Annotated in this window: 13 protein-coding genes and 1 pseudogene; 5 read left to right on the top strand and 9 right to left on the bottom strand. The window is 62.6% G+C overall.

Features of this window, described 5'->3' with window-relative positions:
• The first annotated feature begins 20 nt into the window (after positions 1–20).
• The 3 genes from ABIE33_RS15320 to ABIE33_RS15310 all read left to right on the top strand — a co-directional run bounded on the left by ABIE33_RS15320 (position 21) and on the right by ABIE33_RS15310 (position 3,122).
• Complete coding sequence (locus ABIE33_RS15320; RefSeq protein WP_429126314.1) at positions 21–1,118, top strand: carboxynorspermidine decarboxylase; 1,098 nt, start codon at positions 21–23, stop codon at positions 1,116–1,118.
• Between the two features lie 143 nt (positions 1,119–1,261).
• On the top strand, positions 1,262–2,503 hold the full coding sequence (locus ABIE33_RS15315; RefSeq protein ID WP_429126313.1) for a saccharopine dehydrogenase NADP-binding domain-containing protein: 1,242 nt from the start codon (positions 1,262–1,264) through the stop codon (positions 2,501–2,503).
• A gap of 367 nt (positions 2,504–2,870) precedes the next feature.
• A complete protein-coding gene (locus ABIE33_RS15310; RefSeq protein WP_429126311.1) occupies positions 2,871–3,122 on the top strand; it encodes a hypothetical protein in 252 nt (83 codons plus the stop codon).
• Positions 3,123–3,225: 103 nt separating this feature from the next.
• On the opposite strand, the gene ABIE33_RS15305 is transcribed toward ABIE33_RS15310, so the two are convergent.
• Complete coding sequence (locus ABIE33_RS15305; protein WP_429126310.1) at positions 3,226–4,134, bottom strand: LysR family transcriptional regulator; 909 nt, start codon at positions 4,132–4,134, stop codon at positions 3,226–3,228.
• Positions 4,135–4,303: 169 nt separating this feature from the next.
• Here ABIE33_RS15305 and ABIE33_RS15300 point away from each other — a divergent pair, with 169 nt between their 5' ends.
• Both ABIE33_RS15300 and pepT read left to right on the top strand, forming a co-directional pair.
• A complete protein-coding gene (locus ABIE33_RS15300) occupies positions 4,304–5,839 on the top strand; it encodes an MFS transporter (protein ID WP_429126309.1) in 1,536 nt (511 codons plus the stop codon).
• Between the two features lie 197 nt (positions 5,840–6,036).
• Positions 6,037–7,269 (top strand): peptidase T, encoded by a 1,233-nt coding sequence (gene pepT, locus ABIE33_RS15295; RefSeq protein WP_429126307.1) that lies wholly within the window; start codon positions 6,037–6,039, stop codon positions 7,267–7,269.
• 130 nt (positions 7,270–7,399) lie between these two features.
• Here pepT and ABIE33_RS15290 read toward each other — a convergent pair whose 3' ends face one another.
• The 8 genes and pseudogenes from ABIE33_RS15290 to ABIE33_RS15255 form a co-directional block, all read right to left on the bottom strand.
• On the bottom strand, positions 7,400–9,022 hold the full coding sequence (locus tag ABIE33_RS15290; RefSeq protein ID WP_429126305.1) for an ABC-F family ATP-binding cassette domain-containing protein: 1,623 nt from the start codon (positions 9,020–9,022) through the stop codon (positions 7,400–7,402).
• Positions 9,023–9,166: 144 nt separating this feature from the next.
• Complete coding sequence (locus ABIE33_RS15285) at positions 9,167–11,197, bottom strand: beta-N-acetylhexosaminidase (RefSeq protein WP_429126303.1); 2,031 nt, start codon at positions 11,195–11,197, stop codon at positions 9,167–9,169.
• 11 nt (positions 11,198–11,208) lie between these two features.
• A complete protein-coding gene (locus ABIE33_RS15280) occupies positions 11,209–11,685 on the bottom strand; it encodes a GNAT family N-acetyltransferase (protein ID WP_429126301.1) in 477 nt (158 codons plus the stop codon).
• Between the two features lie 23 nt (positions 11,686–11,708).
• A pseudogene (locus ABIE33_RS15275) lies at positions 11,709–12,595 on the bottom strand (ABC transporter ATP-binding protein).
• Positions 12,596–12,901: 306 nt separating this feature from the next.
• Positions 12,902–14,257 (bottom strand): aspartate aminotransferase family protein, encoded by a 1,356-nt coding sequence (locus tag ABIE33_RS15270; protein WP_429126299.1) that lies wholly within the window; start codon positions 14,255–14,257, stop codon positions 12,902–12,904.
• Positions 14,258–14,298: 41 nt separating this feature from the next.
• Positions 14,299–14,742 carry an N-acetyltransferase family protein gene (locus tag ABIE33_RS15265; RefSeq protein ID WP_429126297.1) on the bottom strand — a complete coding sequence of 148 codons (444 nt, stop codon included), beginning with the start codon at positions 14,740–14,742 and terminating at the stop codon, positions 14,299–14,301.
• Between the two features lie 55 nt (positions 14,743–14,797).
• Complete coding sequence (locus ABIE33_RS15260; RefSeq protein ID WP_429126295.1) at positions 14,798–16,753, bottom strand: hydantoinase B/oxoprolinase family protein; 1,956 nt, start codon at positions 16,751–16,753, stop codon at positions 14,798–14,800.
• On the bottom strand, positions 16,746–18,785 hold the full coding sequence (locus ABIE33_RS15255; RefSeq protein WP_429126293.1) for a hydantoinase/oxoprolinase family protein: 2,040 nt from the start codon (positions 18,783–18,785) through the stop codon (positions 16,746–16,748). The genes ABIE33_RS15260 and ABIE33_RS15255 overlap by 8 nt, the downstream gene beginning before the upstream one ends.
• Positions 18,786–18,816 lie beyond the last annotated feature (31 nt).

Here is an 18,816-nt window from a genome sequence, read left to right as displayed (position 1 = left end):
TTGAAGACGCAAGGCACATCATGATCCAGACCCCCTATTACCTGATCGACAAGGCAAAGCTGCTTCGCAATATGGAGAAGATCGCCTATGTGCGCGAAAGATCGGGCGCCAAGGCGCTGCTCGCGCTCAAGTGTTTCGCCACGTGGTCGGTCTTCGATCTGATGCGCGGATACATGGATGGCACGACGTCTTCATCACTCTACGAGGTGCGGCTCGGGCGCGAGAAATTCGGCGGAGAAACCCACGCCTACAGCGTCGCCTATGGCGACAACGAAATCGACGAGGTGATCGGCCATGCCGACAAGATCATCTTCAACTCGATCGGCCAACTCGATCGCTTCACTGACAAGGCATCCGGCATTGCCTGCGGTCTGCGCCTCAATCCGGGAATGAGCTCGTCCAGTTTCGACCTTGCCGATCCCGCCCGTCCGTTCAGCCGGCTTGGCGAATGGGATGCGACCAGGATCGAGGCGATCACGGACCGCATCAGCGGCTTCATGATCCACAACAACTGCGAGAACAAAGACTTCGGCCTGTTCCACCGGATGCTGTCCGAGATCGAGGAAAAATTCGGCGCGCTGCTTGCACGAGCCGAATGGATCAGCCTCGGCGGCGGTATTCACTTTACCGGCGAAGACTATCCCGTCGATGCGTTCTGCGAGCGCCTGAAGGCCTTTTCCGGCCGCCATGGCGTTCAGGTCTATCTGGAGCCGGGCGAAGCCGCGGTCACCCGGAGCACGACGCTCGAAACCACCGTTCTCGACACGCTCAACAACGGCAAGGATCTCGCTATCGTCGACAGTTCGATCGAGGCGCACATGCTCGATCTGTTGATCTACCGCGAAAGCGCCAAGGTCGAGCCGAACGCAGGCCCGCACAGCATCATGATCTGCGGCAAATCCTGCCTTGCCGGCGATATCTTCGGCGAGTTCCGCTTTCCCGAAGCGCTGAAGGTCGGCGACCGCGTCTCGTTCCAGGACGCGGCCGGCTACACCATGGTCAAGAAGAACTGGTTCAACGGCGTCGGCATGCCGTCGATCGCCATTAAAGATCTTGACGGCAGCGTCAGGCTTGTCCGCGAATTTTCCTTCGCCGACTACGAACAGAGCCTCTCCTAGAGCATCCCGCCTTCAAGTGGAATCACTTAAGGCGGATAAGATGTTTTGGAATCAAAGGCCTAGAGCGTCGTCAGTGTGTTCTTCTGAACGTACGGCGCCCCAGGCTCTTCATACCCCCAAGGGAAAAGGAGAAATCCCCCGAAATGAAAAAGAACGTTCTCATCATCGGCGCCGGTGGCGTGGCTCAGGTCGTGGCGCATAAGTGCGCACAGAACTGCGATGTACTGGGAGACATCCATATCGCATCCAGAACGGTCGAAAAGTGCCGCGCGATTGTCGATTCCGTGCGCGAGAAGAAGAGCCTCAAAACCGACGTGACGCTGGAGGCGCATGCGCTCGACGCCATGGATGTCGAGGCGACAAAGGCGCTGATCGAAAACACCAAGGCTGGCATCGTCATCAATGTCGGTTCCGCCTTCGTCAACATGTCGGTCCTGCGCGCCTGCATGGACACGGGTGCAGCCTACATGGACACCGCAATCCATGAGGATCCCAAGAAGATCTGCGAGACGCCGCCGTGGTACGGAAACTACGAATGGAAGCGTGCGCAGGAATGCAAGGAGAAAGGCGTCACCGCCATCCTCGGCGTCGGCTTCGACCCGGGCGTGGTCAACGCCTATGCGCGTCTCGCCAAGGACGAGTATTTCGACAAGGTCACCGCCGTCGACATCGTCGACATCAATGCCGGCAGCCACGGCAAATATTTCGCCACCAACTTCGACCCGGAGATCAACTTCCGCGAATTCACCGGCGTCGTCTATTCCTGGCAGAACGGCCAGTGGCAGACCAATTCGATGTTCGAGGTCGGCAAGGAATACGACCTGCCGGTGGTCGGCAAGTGCAAGGCCTACATGACCGGTCACGACGAGGTTCATTCGCTGGCCAAGCACATGGACGGCGCCGACGTCCGCTTCTGGATGGGCTTTGGTGATCACTACATCAACGTCTTCACCGTCTTGAAGAACCTGGGTCTCTTGTCGGAACAGCCGGTGAAGACAGCCGAAGGTCTCGAGGTCGTACCGTTGAAGGTGGTCAAGGCGGTCCTGCCGGATCCGTCCTCGCTGGCGCCGAACTATCAGGGCAAGACCTGCATCGGCGATTTCGTCAAGGGCATCAAGAATGGCGAGGAGCGCGAAGTCTTCATCTACAACGTCGCCGATCACAGCGAAGCCTTCGAAGAAGTCGGATCGCAGGGCATCTCCTACACCGCCGGCGTGCCGCCGGTCGCAGCCGCCATGCTGATCGCATCGGGCGAATGGGATGTGAAGCAGATGGTCAACGTCGAGGAACTGCCGCCGCGCCCGTTCCTCGACATTCTCAACCGAATCGGGCTTCCCACCCGCATCAGGGATGCAGACGGCGACCGCGCGTTGACGTTCTCCTGAAGCAATAAGCCGAACCATCTCCGGTAGGTCGTCATATCGGGCGGCCAACTGAAGCATGGACGAAGCCCAATCATCGCAAGGTGATTGGGCTTCCATCGTTTTTCGGTTCTTCGGCTCCGCACGTCGATGAACCCGCCCGGCTAGCGAAACGCTTCATTAACGCGATTCACTTAGCTGCCCGTACCCCGGCGTCTCGCCGGCTAACCACGTATGAGTTGCAAGTGACATGCCCCCATCGACTGCCCCGGTTCACAGTTTTCATCAAAAGATTGCATCGTTTTGCGAGCTCCGTCTCGCCCGCGCCCTTCCCAAGCACGACTACGACAACCTCCGTCACTACATGCTTGATTTCGTTACCCGGCGCGCAATGCCACCTCAGACCGGCAACAAACTCGATTGGAAGGAAATCGGCCTCGCCTGCGATCTCGACGACGACAGTCTGCGGGTCACGAAACGCCTCGCCAAGCACGGCTTCGAGGCCATCATCCGTTGGCTGAAGGGACCGAGCGCCAGCAAACCCGACAGAAAGACGCCGACCGGCCAAGGCTGGGTCAAGGCGCCAGCGGCGCCGGCGCGCAGGGTGGGTTTGGACCAGCGGCGGTTCGGTACCACCCGGTAATTTTCCGCCCACGGCGTCCCCGAAATCGTTTTGATTTCGGGAGCTTCGCCTCAGACTGAGTGACGGCAGCGGGCAGGACATCCATGTGTCACGCCCGCTGCACTCAGGACGCCGAAAGCTCGATCTTCGGCCACGTCCTTTGCGTCGGCGTCTCAGTTTCGATCGATGCTGCGTGTCGCTCCCTGAAAGCGGCGGCAAGCGTTTGCAGGGCCTTGCGGGATCGCGCATCGGTGAGGGTCGAATGCAGAACGATTTCCGAGGACGGAAGCGGCGGCAGGCGGAACCGCTTGCTGACTTCGACCGTATCGGAGGGCGCCAGGCGGCAGGAGAACGGGGCAACGGCAAGCCCGGCGGAAACGGCCGCATTGACCGCAGTCGACACACCGACGAACACCTCCACCCAGGGCACGCCGGCCGCGTCGAGCGCGCGGGTGGCGATATCGCGCACGCCGCAAAGCGGCGCAAGCGCTGCCAGGCGAAGCGGCTCGCCCGGCGCGCGAGCAAAGCCGGGTGAAGCGAACCAGCCGAAATGTTCCGGCCCAAGCGTCTCGCCGTCGCGCCGGTCCTCGTCGCGCCGGATGATGACCGCATCGAGCTCGCCACGGTCGAAGGCGCCGAGCAGGTTGCGCGATGTTTCGAGCCTGACCTCAATGCACAGTCCCGGGTCATGGGCATAAAGGCGCGCCAGCAATGTCGGCACTTCCGGACCGGCGACATGGGCAGCGATACCGAGGCCGAAGCGGCGGCGCGTGGACGACAGCCCGGCCAGAGCCCGCTCATGCGCGGCGAGGAATTCGCGCGCACCCTCGATGAAAACGGCGCCTTGCGCCGAGAGCCGAACCTGCCGCGGCGTCCGCTCAAGCAGCCTGACTCCGATCCGATCTTCGAGCCGCTTCAACTTGACGCTGATCGCCCCTTGCGTGCTGCCGAGGAATTCCGCCGCGCGGGTAAAGCTCTGAAAATCGGCAATCGCGACAAATGCCTGAACCGCGTCCACATCCAGCGTCGTCATCCCAATCATCCGAATTTGTTATCTCTGAAATACCTAAGCATCCAATTCAGTTGTGATCAAGGCCCGACTATGGTGCCCCGGCCCAAGCGATATCAATTCGGGCGGAGCGTGTGGAACGGCCGGTACCGGATCTTTCTGAAGCCCGCCGCAGCATCGAAAGACCGTGAGCATGAACGAACCCATAACCCGCCGCAGTGCGCTGGCACTGGCAGCCGTCTGCCTCTCCTCGCTGATGTTCGGCCTGGAGATTTCGAGCATTCCGGCAATTTTGCCGACGCTGGAGCAGGTGCTCGGCGCAGATTTCAAACAGCTGCAATGGATCATGAACGCCTACACCATCGCCGTCACGGCGGTACTAATGGCGGCCGGCACATTGGCCGACCGCTACGGCCGCAAGCGCGTCTTCGTCGCCGGTATCGTCGCCTTCGGCATCGCCTCGCTGATCTGCGGGTTGACCGACAACACCTCGGTCTTGATCGTCGCCCGCTTTCTCCAGGGCATGGCCGGCGGCGTGATGCTCATCTGCCAGATCGCCGTCCTGTCGCACCAGTTCCAGTCCGGCCGCCAGCGCGGGATCGCGTTCAGCTGGTGGGGCATCATCTTCGGCATCGGTCTCGGTTTTGGCCCGATCGTCGGCGGCACAACCGTCGCGCTCTTGAGTTGGGAGTGGGTGTTCCTCGTCCACGTCGTGCTTTCGGGCGTGACGATGGCGCTTGCGCTCGCAGGCGTCAAGGAATCGCGCGATCCAAGTGCCGAGAGTCTCGACGTCGCCGGCATCGTGACGTTGTCGGCCGCGGTCTTCTGCACCGCCTATTTCATCACGCAAGGGCCCGAACTCGGCTTTGCCAGCCCGACCGCACTGTCGATCCTCGGCATTGCCATCGTCAGCCTGATCGGCTTCGTCATTGCTGAAAAAGTCAGCGCGCGGCCTATGTTCGATTTTTCGGTTTTCCGCATCCGTAACTTCTCCGGCGCGCTGTTCGGTTCGATGGGCATGAACATCAGCTTCTGGCCCTTCATGATCTATCTGCCGATCTGGTTTCAGGCGGGCCTTGGCTACGACGGCGTGACCGCGAGTATCGCGTTGCTTGCCTACACGCTACCCCCGCTCGTCGTCCCGCCATTTGCCGAACGGCTGATGCTTCGCTTTCGCCCAGGGATCGTCATCCCGGCCGGCCTGTTCACGATCGGCCTTGGCTTTCTCATGATGAAGATCGGCAGCAGCGTTGAGAACGCCAGTTGGCTGACGATGCTGCCTGGATGCGTGGTGGCGGGCATCGGCCTCGGCTTCACCAATACCACGGTCACCAACGCCGCGACCGGTGCGGTCGCCTCTGAGCGCGCAGGCATGGCCTCGGGCATCGACACCAGTGCGCGGATGATTTCGCTGGCGATCAACATCGCGCTGATGGGGCTGATTTTGGTCGAAGGCGTGCTGTCTTCGCTGCAAAGCTCGCTTTTTGGACAGACGGCCGGCGCCGACCTGCGCATGCTCGCCGAAAAGATTTCGGCAGGCGGCATGTTGAACTCCGACTACGGCCTGCCGGAAACCGTCATCCATACGGCGCTGCGCGAGGGTTTTGGCTGGGTCATGCTCTATGGCGCAATCGGCGTCTGGCTGTCGGCGGCGGCAAGCCTGCTCGTCTTCGGTCTCCGCGCCAAAGCTGAAACGGCGCTTGAGTGTTCGACGGCGAAATCCTCATGACACACACGGCCGGCCAGTGACTGAGGGCAAAGCAGAGTATCGGGCCAAATAAACTGGCTTGAAGCGGTTCTTGCGGCCGTCCCGACCTCCGCCTCGCCGACAAAACGCGTCGGCGAGGCGAAAAGTCCATTCACGGGCGCGCCGGCGAAGGCTATATCGAGGCCATCGTTGACGCAGATATATTGGACGCTTTGCCCATGACCGACACTGTTATCGATCGCTTCCTTCGCTACGTCGTTATCGACACCCAATCGGATGCCAAGTCGAAGACCACGCCAACCACCGAAAAACAGAAGACGCTCGGCCGACTGCTGGTCGAAGAGCTGCTGGCGATGGGCGTAACGGACGCGCATCTCGACGAGTTCGGCTATGTCTACGCCACCATTCCTTCGAACGTCGACAAGCCGGTTCCGGTCATCTGCTTCTGCTCGCATATGGACACGGCGCCCGACTTCACCGGCACCAACGTCAAGCCGCAGATCGTCAGGAATTACCAGGGCGGCGACATCAGGCTCAACGGCGAACCGCAGCAGGTCATTCGCGTCAGCGAGCACCCTGTGCTGCTCGACCAGATCGGCAACGACATCATCACCACCGACGGCACGACGCTTCTGGGTGCCGACGACAAGGCCGGCGTTGCCGAAATCATGTCGGCGGCGCAATTCCTGATGGACAATCCGGATGTCAGGCACGGCACCATCCGTATCCTCTTCACGCCCGACGAAGAAGTCGGCCGCGGCGCCGACAAGGTCGACCTGAAAAAGCTCGGCGCCCAGTTCGGCTATACCATCGACGGCGAGACCGCCGGCCATATCGAGGACGAGACCTTTTCCGCCGACGGCGTCGAGATCATCATCGCCGGCGTCGCCATCCATCCGGGCTTTGCCAAGGGCAAGATGGAGAACGCCATCAAGATCGCCGGCGCCATCATCGATCGCCTGCCGAAGGACATCGCCCCTGAAAGCACAGAAGGGCGCGAAGGGTTCATTCATCCGACCGGCGTCACCGGCACGATGGAAAAGGCCAGCCTCAGCCTGATCGTGCGCGATTTCGAAGACGAGGGCCTGGCGACCAAGGAAGCCATGCTCGAGGGCATCGTCAAGGACGTGATCGCTGCCTATCCGGGCTCTTCCTACACCTTCGAGGTCAAGCAGCAGTACCGCAACATGAAGGCCATCCTCGCCCGTAACCCCGAGATCGCCGAGAATGCACTCGAGGCGGTACGCCGGGCCGGCATGACGCCGGTGCGCGGCAGCATTCGCGGCGGCACCGACGGCTCGCGCCTGTCGTTCATGGGTCTGCCCTGCCCCAACATCTTCGCCGGCGGCCATGCCTTCCACTCGCCGCTGGAATGGGTGAGCCGCCAGGATATGGAGCGGGCCGTCAAGACATTGGTGGAACTGGCCAAGGTCTGGGAAGAGCGCGCCTGATACCGGTCGCCCGAACGGGCGCAGCGGTTTCGAGATAGAGCCATCAACAACGAAAGGGCCGAAGCACATTACGCGCTTCGGCCCTTGTCGTTTCGGACTATTGTCGCCGCAAGACCGCGACCGATCGAAATCAGCTGCGCAGACCCGGCGCTTCCTGGCCGGTGCGCGCGACATATTCCGTATAGCCGCCGCCATATTGATGCACGCCGTCGGGCGTCAGCTCCAGCACGCGATTGGACAGCGCCGCCAGGAAGTGGCGATCGTGCGAAACGAACAACATCGTGCCCTCGTACTGCGCAAGAGCCTTGATCAGCATTTCCTTGGTGTCGAGATCGAGGTGGTTGGTGGGCTCGTCGAGCACCAGCAGGTTCGGCGGATCAAACAGCATCATCGCCATCACCAGCCGCGCCTTCTCACCGCCCGACAGCACCCGGCAGCGCTTCTCGACGTCGTCGCCGGAAAAACCGAAGCAGCCGGCAAGCGCCCTCAGCGGCCCCTGACCCGCCTGCGGGAATGCATCCTCGAGCGACTGGAACACCGTGCGCTCGCCATCGAGCAGGTCCATGGCGTGCTGGGCGAAATAGCCCATCTTCACGCTGGCGCCGAGCGCGACACTGCCCACGTCCGGGTCAGTCGAGCCCGTCACCAGCTTGAGGAGCGTGGATTTGCCGGCGCCGTTGATGCCCATGATGCACCAGCGCTCGCGGCGGCGCACCATGAAATCCAGGCCCTCATAGATACTGCGTTCGCCATATTTCTTGTGCACGTTCTTGAGGTTGACCACGTCTTCGCCCGAGCGCGGCGCCGGCCGGAACTCGAACGTCACGGTCTGGCGGCGCTTGGGCGGTTCGACCCGGTCGATCTTTTCAAGCTTCTTGACCCGGCTCTGCACCTGGGCGGCGTGCGAGGCGCGCGCCTTGAAGCGCTCGATGAACTTGATCTCCTTGGCGAGCATCGCCTGCTGGCGTTCGAACTGCGCCAGTTGGTGCTTTTCGTTCTGTGCCCGCTGCTGCTCGTAGAAGGCATAGTCGCCGGAATAGCTGTTGAGTGAGCCGCCATCGATCTCGATCACCTTGGTGATGATCCGGTTCATGAACTCGCGATCGTGCGAGGTCATCAAGAGCGCGCCTTCGTAGCCCTTGAGGAAGGCTTCAAGCCAGATCAGGCTTTCGAGATCCAGGTGGTTGCTCGGTTCGTCGAGCAGCATCACGTCAGGACGCATCAAAAGGATGCGAGCGAGCGCGACCCGCATCTTCCAGCCGCCCGAAAGTGCGCCGACGTCGCCGTCCATCATCTCCTGGGAGAAGCTCAGGCCCGCCAGCACTTCCCGGGCGCGGCCTTCCAGCGCGTAGCCGTCAAGCTCTTCGTAGCGTGCCTGCACCTCGCCGTAGCGCTCGATGATCGCGTCCATCTCGTCGAGGCGATCGGGATCGACCATGGCCGCTTCAAGCGCATGCAGTTCGGCGGCAACGGTACTCACCGGGCCGGCGCCGTTCATCACCTCGGCCACGGCGCTGCCGCCCGACATCTCACCGACGTCCTGGTTGAAGTAACCGATCGTCACGCCCTTATCGACGGCGACCTGGCCTTCGTCCGGAACCTCCTCCCCGGTGATCATCCGGAAGAGCGACGTCTTGCCCGCACCATTGGGGCCGACAAGGCCGACCTTCTCACCCTTGTTGAGGGCTGCGGATGCCTCGATGAAGAGAATCCGGTGGCTGAGCTGCTTGCTGATATTCTCGATACGAATCATATCTTAGGGGCCCGAAACGTTGCGGCGCCCTTATGTCACGGGGAACGGCCGCGCCGCAAACGTTGATTCGCGGCGTCTGCCCCCTCAAAAACGCACGGGAAACGAGGCAGCACATTGCTTTGATGTCTCGTTCGACAGCAAGGACTATTGCTCGGAGTAGAAGCCGTAGAGAACCGGCATCAGCCCGACCAGCGCCTCGAAGCGTTTGAAGTTCTTGCGCTCAGGGCGGGTCCAGCCGGTTTCGGCGAGAGCCGACAGCCGCGGGAACACCAGACGATCGAACACACCGCGATCGGTCATCGGCTCGGACCAGATGCAGCATTGCAATCCGCGCAGATGCTTTTTCTGGCTGTCGGTCCAGCCTTCGATCGGATCGAACAGGTACAGTTTTTCCGGGTCCGACCAACCGGCCCAGCTGCCGCCGGGCTCCGACCAGGCCGGGCTGTTGGCCATGTCGAGATAATAGACCTGCCCCGGGCAAACGACGATATCATAGCCTTCGCCGGCAAGCTCCGCATTGGCCTCCACCGTTCGCCAGCCGAACAGCAGCGATTTTTCCTTATCGATGACGTTGCCGTGGGCGGCCTCCTGCCACCCGCCGGTGACGCAGCCGCGGCTGGCAAGGAACCCCTGGACACGGGCGAGGAACTCCGCCTGCAGCACGGCGGCACCCGATCCGTCGATCTCGTCGGCCCCATGGGTATTGGTGACCACATTCAGCCGTTTGGCGTGGGTCGTCGCCATTTCATCGCCGGCCACCGCGCGCAAGCGCTCAAGCGCCTCCGGCGAACCCGACCAGGCGCCGAGCGGCACCTCGTCTGCGCCGACATGAATGATCTTCGAGGGGAAGAGCTCGATCAGTTCGTCGAAGACGACTTCGAGCACCCGATAGGTTTCCTCGCGCGCCGGGTTCAAACAATTGTCCGGGAAACCCTGCACGGAATAATAGCTGCCGGCCTCATCAGGATCGCGCAGCTCGGGAATGGCCTGCAGCATCGCAAAGGAATGTCCGGGAACATCGATCTCCGGCATCACCTCGATACCCAGGGTCGCCGCCAATGCGACGATCTCGCGAACGGCAGCCTTGGTGTAGTAGCCGCCGGTCACCTGCGGGCCGGAGCCGAGCAGCGGCGGGATCTTGCGGCCATGGCCGCGCCACGCGCCGATATCGGTCAGCGCCGGATAGGCGTCGATCTCGATCCGCCAGGCCTCGTCGTCGGAGAGGTGCCAATGGAAGCGGTTGAGCTTGTTCCAGGCCATCAGCCGTAGGAACCGCGAAACCTCGGCGGTGCTGTAGAACTGCCGGGCGACGTCGAGATGCGTGCCGCGCCAGCCGAGCGCCGGCTCGTCCCTGATCTCGCCGCCTGCCGGAAACAGGAATGTGCCGGGATGAAGCCGCGCGCCGCGCAGGATCTGCCCGAGCGTGATCAGGCCATAGAGGAGACCGGTGCGGGTGCCGCCAGTCACCGCGACGCCGGCTGGCGAAAAGCGGATAACATAGGCTTCCTCGGCCAGGTCGCCTGAGAGCGATAGCGTTGCCGGAAGACCGCCTTCCGACACCGGCCGGACAAGGCCTTCAATCGGAAACAAGCTGCCCGTCAGCGCCGCAAAGGAGCGCGCTGCTGCCTCTGCTTCCGCCCCTTCCGGCGCAAGATCGAACCCGAGCGGCGGCGTCAGGCGGCCGGAGACGGACACCTCCTGCGGCCAGGGCACGACCGAAACCGCGACCGGTGCGACCTTCGGCACCGGATAGATGACGGCGCCGCGCTTCAGCTCGGCATTGTCGCCGTGGGCGCGCGACGGCACGACGGAGATCGGCGCGGTGCTGCCATCGGCAAGAACGAGATAGGCGGAGTTGGCGCCGTCGGTCCAGTGCTGCGGCTCAAAGCTCATTCCGTGAGCTTTCACGGTCCACACACTTCCCGGCTGAAGCACCAGGTCGGCCGGCGGCGCGAACTCGGAATAGTTGGAAAGCCGGCTCAACAACACGCCGCCTTCGACGACGGCGGCAGGGTCGATGCGTGCAGGTCCCGAAACGCAAAGTCGAAAATCCCGAACCGGGCGATCGGAGGCGTTCGTCAGTGTCAGCGAATAAACCGCTTGGGTATCCGCCTTTGCCGGCGTCCAGAGTGTTTCCAGCCGGAATTCCGGTTTTGTAGCGATTGTCATCATCATCTCCAGAAGGGTTAGTCGTCGATCTTGAGCATGCCGGCATAAATGCCGGGCGCGGAATTGGGGATCGGCATGGCGCCGACGGTCCTCTCGTAGAATTCCGACGGACCAACATCGCCGATGATGGCATAGGCGTAGCCCATCGTCTTCAAATCGAGCAAAGAAGCAAGCAACAAGGCGTGTCCTATACCTTCGCCACGCGCCGCTTCGTCGACGCCGGTCGGGCCGAAGAACCCGCGCGCGATCGACTCGTAGCAGGCAAAGCCGATGAGGCTTCCATCGCGCGTAGCGAGAAAGCAGGTTGGCGGCTGGCGGGCGAGCGCGACGGCGGTCTCGCCGGCCCAACCCGAACCGAACTTCTGCCGCACCCACGCGGTCACCAACTCGAACTCGGGCGCCAAAGCGCGCCTGATCGTCACTCCGGCCTCACTCATACGCTGATCGAGGTCGGGCTTTGGGCGAAGCCGCGATAGATTGACGAGATAATCCATGAGCAAACCTGTTGTGCTGGGAGTTAGGCGGCGCCGAGCGCGCGCACGAAGTGCTTGGGGCCGACCTGGTCGACCACGCTGGAGACCGGGCGGCTGATGCAGCGAACTTCCTCGGCATGGTCGAAAAAGCGGGCGCTGCCGCCGGGTACGAAGGGACGGTCGGGATCGGGCACTGCGGAGAGCAGCAGCTGTGTGTAGGGGTGGCGCGCATCGCCGATGACGGCTTCCGTCGCGCCCCACTCGACCATCTGGCCCGCAAACATCACGACCACCTCTTCGGCGATATGCGCGGGGTGGCGATATCAGGGGTGATGTAGAGCATGGCGAGATCGCGATCGCGCTTGATACCGGCGAGCAACTCAAGGATATCGAGGCGGATCGAGACGTCGAGCATCGATGTCGGCTCGTCGGCAACGAGAGCGTCGGGCCGAACGGCGAGCGCACGGGCGATGTTGACACGCTGGCGCTGCCCGCCGGAAACCGCGTGCGGGAACTTGTGCGCAGTCACGGCCGGATCGAGCCCGACATCGTTCAAGAGCCTGTCGACGGCCTCACGCAACTGCGCCCTGCCCCTGGGGTGACCGTGAAGGGCAAGCGGCCTTGCCAGGTGATGATAAACGGTGAACACCGGGTTGAACGAGGCGAACGGATCCTGAAACACCATCTGCACGGCGCGGCGATAGGCCTTCTCGGCAGCAGCGCTTCCGATGGCGGTGATATCGCGACCGCGAAACTGCATCGACCCCGCCGTCCGCGCGTCCTTGCGCGCAATAATGCGGGCGCTTGTCGTCTTGCCGCAGCCGGATTCGCCGATCAGTGCCAGCGCGCGGCCCGGCCGCAGGGCCAGCGAGATACCGCATTTCCTCGACTGCCGACATGACGAACTCCCCTCCAGGTTTCGATGACGCATTAATAAGTCAAGTAATTTGACTTAATGTATGTCCAGGATTGAAGGCGTGTCAATTGGCATGTTTTGGCTACGATTAGGGATGAGGAAGCGACCGGGAACAGGCGCCATTCTCGAGGCTCGCCCGCTGCACGAGCGCCAAGGTCTGGAAGCCGGCTCAACAACGCCACCAACATATGTCCGGCTGCAGCATCTTTGGAGGAGTAGACCAAGCGGAGCCGCAATGTTTGGAAACATTTCGCAAAAGATGATTAGCTTGGCAAAGGCTAAACCGATCGCGCCAGGATTGCGGGCTCGACGCAAGGCTGCCTATGCCGCCGCTTGCCGACCGAGTTCGGCAAGGCTCGCCTCGACGATGTCGAACATCTCGTCGATCTCGGCCGCCGTGATGATCATCGGCGGGCAAAAGGCGATCGAGTCGCCGATATTGCGGCAGATCAGGCCGTTCTTCTGCAGGATCGCCCCCGCCCGCGCGCCCGTTGCGCCAGCGGCCGCACCATCCGCCGGCTCGAGTTCGAGCGCGCCGATGAGGCCGATGCCGCGCGCTTCGACCGCAAGCGGATGCCGTTCGAGCGCATTGAGCCGGCCAAGGAAATGCGGTGCAAGACGGCGGACGTTGCCGACCAGATCCTTCTCCTCGATAATGGCCAGGTTTTCGAGCGACACGGCTGCGGCGACCGGATGGCCGCTGGCCGTAAAGCCATGGCCGAGCGCTCCGATTCGGTCCGCCTCGTTGGCGATCGGCTCGTAGACGCTGTCATTGATCATAAGGGCGGCGATCGGCTGATAGGACGAGGACAGCTGTTTGGAGAGCGTCATGATATCAGGGCGCATGCCGAAGGTCTCGGACCCGAACATGGTACCGGTGCGCCCGAAGCCGCAGATCACCTCGTCGGCAATCAGTAGGATGTCGTATTTCCGCAGCACCTCCTGGATGGCCGCCCAGTAGCCCTCCGGCGGAACGATGACGCCGCCGGCCCCCATGACCGGCTCGCCGATGAAGGCAGCGATCGTCTCCGGTCCCTCCTCGAGGATGAGCGCTTCAAGTTCCTCCGCGCAGCAGCGTGAAAAGGCAAGCTCGTCCTGACCCGGTTCAGCACCGGTGCGGTAGTGCGGGCAAGTCGTGTGCAGGATGTTGGGAAATGGCAGATCGAAGGAGCGATGGTTGTTGGGCAGGCCCGTCAGGCTGGCGCTGAGCGCCGTTACCCCGTGGTAGCCCTTGATACGCGAAATGATCTTCTTCTTTTCCGGCTTGCCAAGCGCGTTGGAGCGATACCAGACCAGCTTGATCGCGGTATCGTTCGCCTCTGATCCGGAGTTGGCGAAATAGACTTTTGACATCGGCACCGGCGCCATGGAGACCAGCTTCTCCGCGAGATCGGCGACCGGTCCGTGCGATTTCTGCGAGAAGGTATGATAGTAGGGCAGTCTCTCCATCTGGCGGCGCGCCGCCTCGATCAGCCGCTGCTCGCCGAAGCCGACCGCCACGCTCCAGAGCCCGGCCATACCCTCAATATAGCGCTTGCCGCTGTTATCGAAGACGTGGATGCCTTCGCCCCGGTCGATTATGAGCGGCCCTTCCCGCTCCAGCTTGCGCGGGTTGGTGTAGGAATGGAGGTGGTAGGCCATGTCCCGCGCTTCGGTGGAATTAGGCTGTGCGGTCATCGGCGTCTCCTGTTTCGATGCGTGATCATTCTGATGCGTGATCACAGGGCAATATCATAGGTCAGCCAATCCGTTCTGGTGGCCAGTTGGTCGTAAAGGCTGCGCGCCCTGTAGTTGTTGTCGCGCGTGATCCAGCGGATGACGGACCAGCCGCGTTCGCGCCCGATATCGGCAACGGCGCGGATCAAGGCGGGTGCTGCGCCGCTTCCGCGGGCCTCAGGCGCAACGAAGAGATCGTCGAGAAAACCGCCCCGCGCTGCCATCAGCGGCCGGATGTACTCGCGGAAATGGGTCAACCCGATCGGGCGGCCGGAGCCATCGAGCGCCAGCCGGCATTCCAGCTCGCCGTCGCGGATCCAGCTCCACACCCGGTCCCGCATCGCGTCGGTCTGCTCAACGCCATAGAAGGCGGCAAATCCCGCATGAAGTTCATTCCATGCGGACCTGTCGCTCTCGCTGGCCGCAACGATGGTTATACCTGCCATACCGTTCCCCTGTTTCACGGTGGGCGCGCCGCCCACCGGCCAAGCATGTCCGTCCTTACTGCCAGGCAGCCGCTGAGCGTTTGCGATACATGTCGCGAAACTGTTCGGTGGAGACGGGTAACAGATCTCCGGTGTCCCAGTCGAGGATCACCGCATAGCGGCGCACCGCGTCGAGCGCATCGATCTCCCCGGTCTTGAATTTCACCGAGACCTCGGCTGGATCCGCTTCCAGCCAGGCCAAGCGGTCAGCCCGGATCTCTCTCCGTAATGCGGCCGTCGCGGCGGCATCGATCTCGTAGGCGCAGATTTCCGGATCGATGGGGTCAATGACGACACCATAGTCCTTGGCCGCCCGCTCGACCGAAACGTAGTCGTCGATCACATCGGCAAGCACCCGTCGCGGATCGCGTTCAAGCGGATCGCCGAAGCCGCCGCCGCCTGCGGTCGGGCGCGAGAAGACGTCGCCTGCCTCGATTGCGACATCGGAGAAGGTAGCGCCGAGCCATTCCTTTTTGCCGGTCTTTTCCCGTGTCAGCGTCAGCCCGTGGGGCATCGACGGCAACCCGCCCTCGATGCCCCAGACGATGGCGCGCTCGCGGTCGCAGATATAGGAAATGACGGTGTTTTCGGCTTCGAGCATGCGCGAGGTCTTGAGCACTCCGGCGCCGCCGCGCCACTTTCCGGGGCCAGCCGAATCCGTCAACACCTCGAACTCGGTGGTCAGGATCGGGTTTGCCCGCTCTTGTCCCTCGACCGGCTGGGCCATCAGGCCGGTTCCGAAGCAGGCCGTCGTCACATTGCAGCCGTCCTTGCCGTTGCGACCGCCCCAGCCGCCGGGCAGCCAGTCGTAGAACATGAAGATCGGCTTTTCTCCCGCCCGTGCGTCGCGCCCGCCGGTCAGGAGATATTCGAGGTTAAACGCACAGGCGATGGCGCGCTCCGGGATGATCTTCGACCAGATCTCGTAGATCGCGTTCATGATCTTCTCGAAGGGCATGAGGAAGCCGGTGACGGCGACCGGCCATTTGGCATCGACGATCGAGCCTTCCGGCGCGATGATTTCGAACACCCGATAGAAGCCGCTGTTGAGCGGTAGATCAGGGAAGAAGGTCTTCATGCCTGCCGCGACCGCAGAGAAGGTCGCGCCGAAGGCCGAATTATAGATCGAGCCGATGGTCGGATGGCTGCCGGTAAAGTCGTAGATCGCCCGGTCACCCTTGATCGTCAGCTTGACCTTGATCGGGATCATGCCTTCGTTGCCGGCCGGGTCGCGGTCGATGAAGTCCTGCGTTTCCCATTCGCCGTCCGGCAGTGCCGCGATGCGCTGGCGCATGGCCCGCTCGACATAATCCTGCACGGCGCCAAGGCCGCGCTTCACCGTGCCCTCGCCGTATTTGGCGACGAGCCGCAGGGTCTCGCGCTCGCAGACCTGGGTCGCCTGGGCCTGGGCATGGATGTCGCCAATGATCGAGGCGGGGTCGCGGGTGTTGGAGGCGATCAGGTGGGCGACGTCCTTGCAGAACCGCCCCTTGTCGAACAGCCGGATCGGCGTGATCCGCATCCCCTCCCTAAACATCTCCTTGGCGGCGACATCGAAGGAGCCGGGCACGCTGCCGCCCAGATCCGACCAATGTCCGTTCGACTGGCTGAAGGCGATGATCCTGCCGTCGACGAAGATCGGCCGGATGAGCCGGACATCGTTGAAATGGGTGCCGCCGGCATAGGGATCGTTGATCGCGTAGACGTCGCCCGGATGCATGTCGCCGTCAAAGGCGCGGATGACGTCCTTGCAGGTGAAATGCAGCGTGCCGACATGGACGGCGATGTCCTGGTTGCCCTGGGCTGCCGAATTGCCTTCGGCATCGTGAAGGGCGCTGGAAAAATCGCGGTTGTAGATGACGAAGGAATAGCAGGTTCTCAGTATCTGCTCAGCCATCTGATCGACGCTGGTGATGAAGGAGTTCTTCAGGACTTCGAAGGTCACCGGGTCAAGGTTTTGATGTTCAGACATTCGCTTCACCTTCGATGCGGATGATGATGTTGAGATAGGTGTCCACTTCCGCAGTCGTTCCCGGCGGGACGACGACGGTGGAATCGAGCTGTTCGACGATGGCGGGGCCCTTGAAGACGAAGCCCGTAGGCAGCGTCTCGCGGTCGTAGACGGGCGTGTCGAGCGCCGCATCGGCTGCAAACCAGACGCTGCGCCGCGTCTTCGGTTCGGGCGTGAGCCCGGTCGGCTCGTGCTTTGCAAGCGACGCCTTCGGCACCATGCCGACCGCCTTCAGGTTGATGCGGAACAGGCTGACCGGCGTCTCGTCGCGACGGAAATTGTATTCGCGCTGATGTTCGCGGTGGAAGGCTTCAACCAGCGGTGCGATATCGGTAACCGGCGCGGGTGCTGCAACGGCAAGCGATCGCCACTGCCCGAGATACATCATGTCGATACTACGCTGGAGCACCACGTCCTTGGCCGCGACCCCTTCATGGGCAAGCCGTTCCGAGGCTTCCTGTTCAAGGCGGAGGAAAGCCTCCTCGATCGCCCCTGCATCGGCATCGGCTGCCGCCTTCAGGTAACTTTCGGAAAAATCGTGCTGCATGTCGACGAGCAGGCAGCCGAGCGCCGAGGTGACGCCGGGGTTCGGCGGGACGATGACGGCCGGGATCGACAGTTCGCGGGCGATCGCCGCGCCATGCAGGGCGCCTGCACCGCCGAAGGCGACGAGCGCGAAATCGCGCGGGTCGTAGCCGCGGCTGATCGAGATCAGCCGCACCGCGTCCGACATATTGGCATTGGCGACGCGGATGATGGCATCGGCGGCCGCATGCGGCTCCAGCCCGAACGGCTCAGCCACGCCCTCGCGAACGGCTTGAAGCGCCAGATCCGCATCGAGCGTGATCTTGCCGCCGGCAAGGCTGGTGCCAAGACGACCGAGCACGACATTGGCATCGGTGTTGGTCGGCTGGCGGTTGCCCTTGGCATAGCAGGCCGGTCCCGGATTGGCGCCGGCCGATTGCGGCCCGTTGCGCAGCGACCCTGCCTCGTCGGTCCAGGCGAGCGATCCACCGCCGGCGCCGATGGTCAGCACCTCGATCGAGGAGAAGCGGATCGGATAACCGAACTCGATGAACCAGTCCTTGGTGATGCGCGATTGGCCGTCATAGGCGAGCGACACGTCAGTCGAGGTACCGCCCATGTCGAGGCCGATCGAGTTTCGGAAGCCGCAGAGTTCGGCGATATATTTGCTGGCGATGGCGCCGGCGGCGATGCCGGAGCCGGCAAGGCGCGCGGCAAAGTCCTCGACGCTCTTCGGGGTCATCACCCCGCCGCCGGTGTGCAGCAGCAAAAGGTCGCGTTCATAGCCGTCCTGCTGCAGCCGCTTGCCGAGCCGCGACGTGTAGTCGACGACAACGGGGCTGAGCGCCGCATTGGCGACCGTTGTCGAGAAACGCTCGTGTTCGAAGATCTCGGGCAGCACTTCCGACGAGGTCGAAACCGGCACGCCGGGCATCACCTCCATCAGGATTTCCTTCATCCGGCGCTCGTTCGCGCCGTTCATGAAAGCGTTCATGAAGCAGACGGCCACAGCCGCGACCTTGCGGCGCTTGAGAATGCGCGCCACCTCACGGGCCTCATGCTCGTCAAGCGAGGCGACGATCCCGCCTTGGGCGTCGACGCGCTCGGTCACCACCAACCGGTCGCGCCTTGGAACATAGGGCGGCACCACGTCCTTGTAGGTATCCCAGAGGTCTTCCTTGTTGGCGCGGCGGATTTCGATCACGTCGCGGAAGCCGCGGGTGCAGACCATTGCCGTACGCGGCAACCGCCGGGTGATCAGGGCGTTGGTGGCAACGGTGGTGCCGTGCGAAAACAGCGCCACTTTCGACAGGTCGATGCCGGCCTTTTCGACGCCGGACATGATGCCGTCGATCGGATCGACGGAGGACGAGGTTTTCTCGACCCGGATCCGGCCCGTGGTCTCGTCCATAATGCAGATGTCGGTAAAAGTACCACCGACATCGACCGCTACGCGAAGGTTCTGCAAAATCCGTCTCCTGTCTATCTTCCGCTGAAAA

This window comes from Ensifer sp. 4252 (assembly GCF_050434565.1).
GTDB lineage: Bacteria > Pseudomonadota > Alphaproteobacteria > Rhizobiales > Rhizobiaceae > Ensifer.
This window is presented reverse-complemented; position numbering and strand designations above follow the sequence as displayed.

Coding starts and splice junctions, on each gene's coding strand:
- ABIE33_RS15315 (WP_429126313.1), top strand. CDS start 1,262: ATGAAAAAGAACGTTCTCATCATCGGCGCCGGTGGCGTGGCTCAGGTC.
- ABIE33_RS15260 (WP_429126295.1), bottom strand. CDS start 16,753: ATGTCTGAACATCAAAACCTTGACCCGGTGACCTTCGAAGTCCTGAAG.
- ABIE33_RS15280 (WP_429126301.1), bottom strand. CDS start 11,685: ATGGATTATCTCGTCAATCTATCGCGGCTTCGCCCAAAGCCCGACCTC.
- ABIE33_RS15270 (WP_429126299.1), bottom strand. CDS start 14,257: ATGACCGCACAGCCTAATTCCACCGAAGCGCGGGACATGGCCTACCAC.
- ABIE33_RS15285 (WP_429126303.1), bottom strand. CDS start 11,197: ATGATGATGACAATCGCTACAAAACCGGAATTCCGGCTGGAAACACTC.
- pepT (WP_429126307.1), top strand. CDS start 6,037: ATGACCGACACTGTTATCGATCGCTTCCTTCGCTACGTCGTTATCGAC.
- ABIE33_RS15320 (WP_429126314.1), top strand. CDS start 21: ATGATCCAGACCCCCTATTACCTGATCGACAAGGCAAAGCTGCTTCGC.
- ABIE33_RS15300 (WP_429126309.1), top strand. CDS start 4,304: ATGAACGAACCCATAACCCGCCGCAGTGCGCTGGCACTGGCAGCCGTC.
- ABIE33_RS15265 (WP_429126297.1), bottom strand. CDS start 14,742: ATGGCAGGTATAACCATCGTTGCGGCCAGCGAGAGCGACAGGTCCGCA.
- ABIE33_RS15290 (WP_429126305.1), bottom strand. CDS start 9,022: ATGATTCGTATCGAGAATATCAGCAAGCAGCTCAGCCACCGGATTCTC.
- ABIE33_RS15310 (WP_429126311.1), top strand. CDS start 2,871: ATGCCACCTCAGACCGGCAACAAACTCGATTGGAAGGAAATCGGCCTC.
- ABIE33_RS15305 (WP_429126310.1), bottom strand. CDS start 4,134: ATGACGACGCTGGATGTGGACGCGGTTCAGGCATTTGTCGCGATTGCC.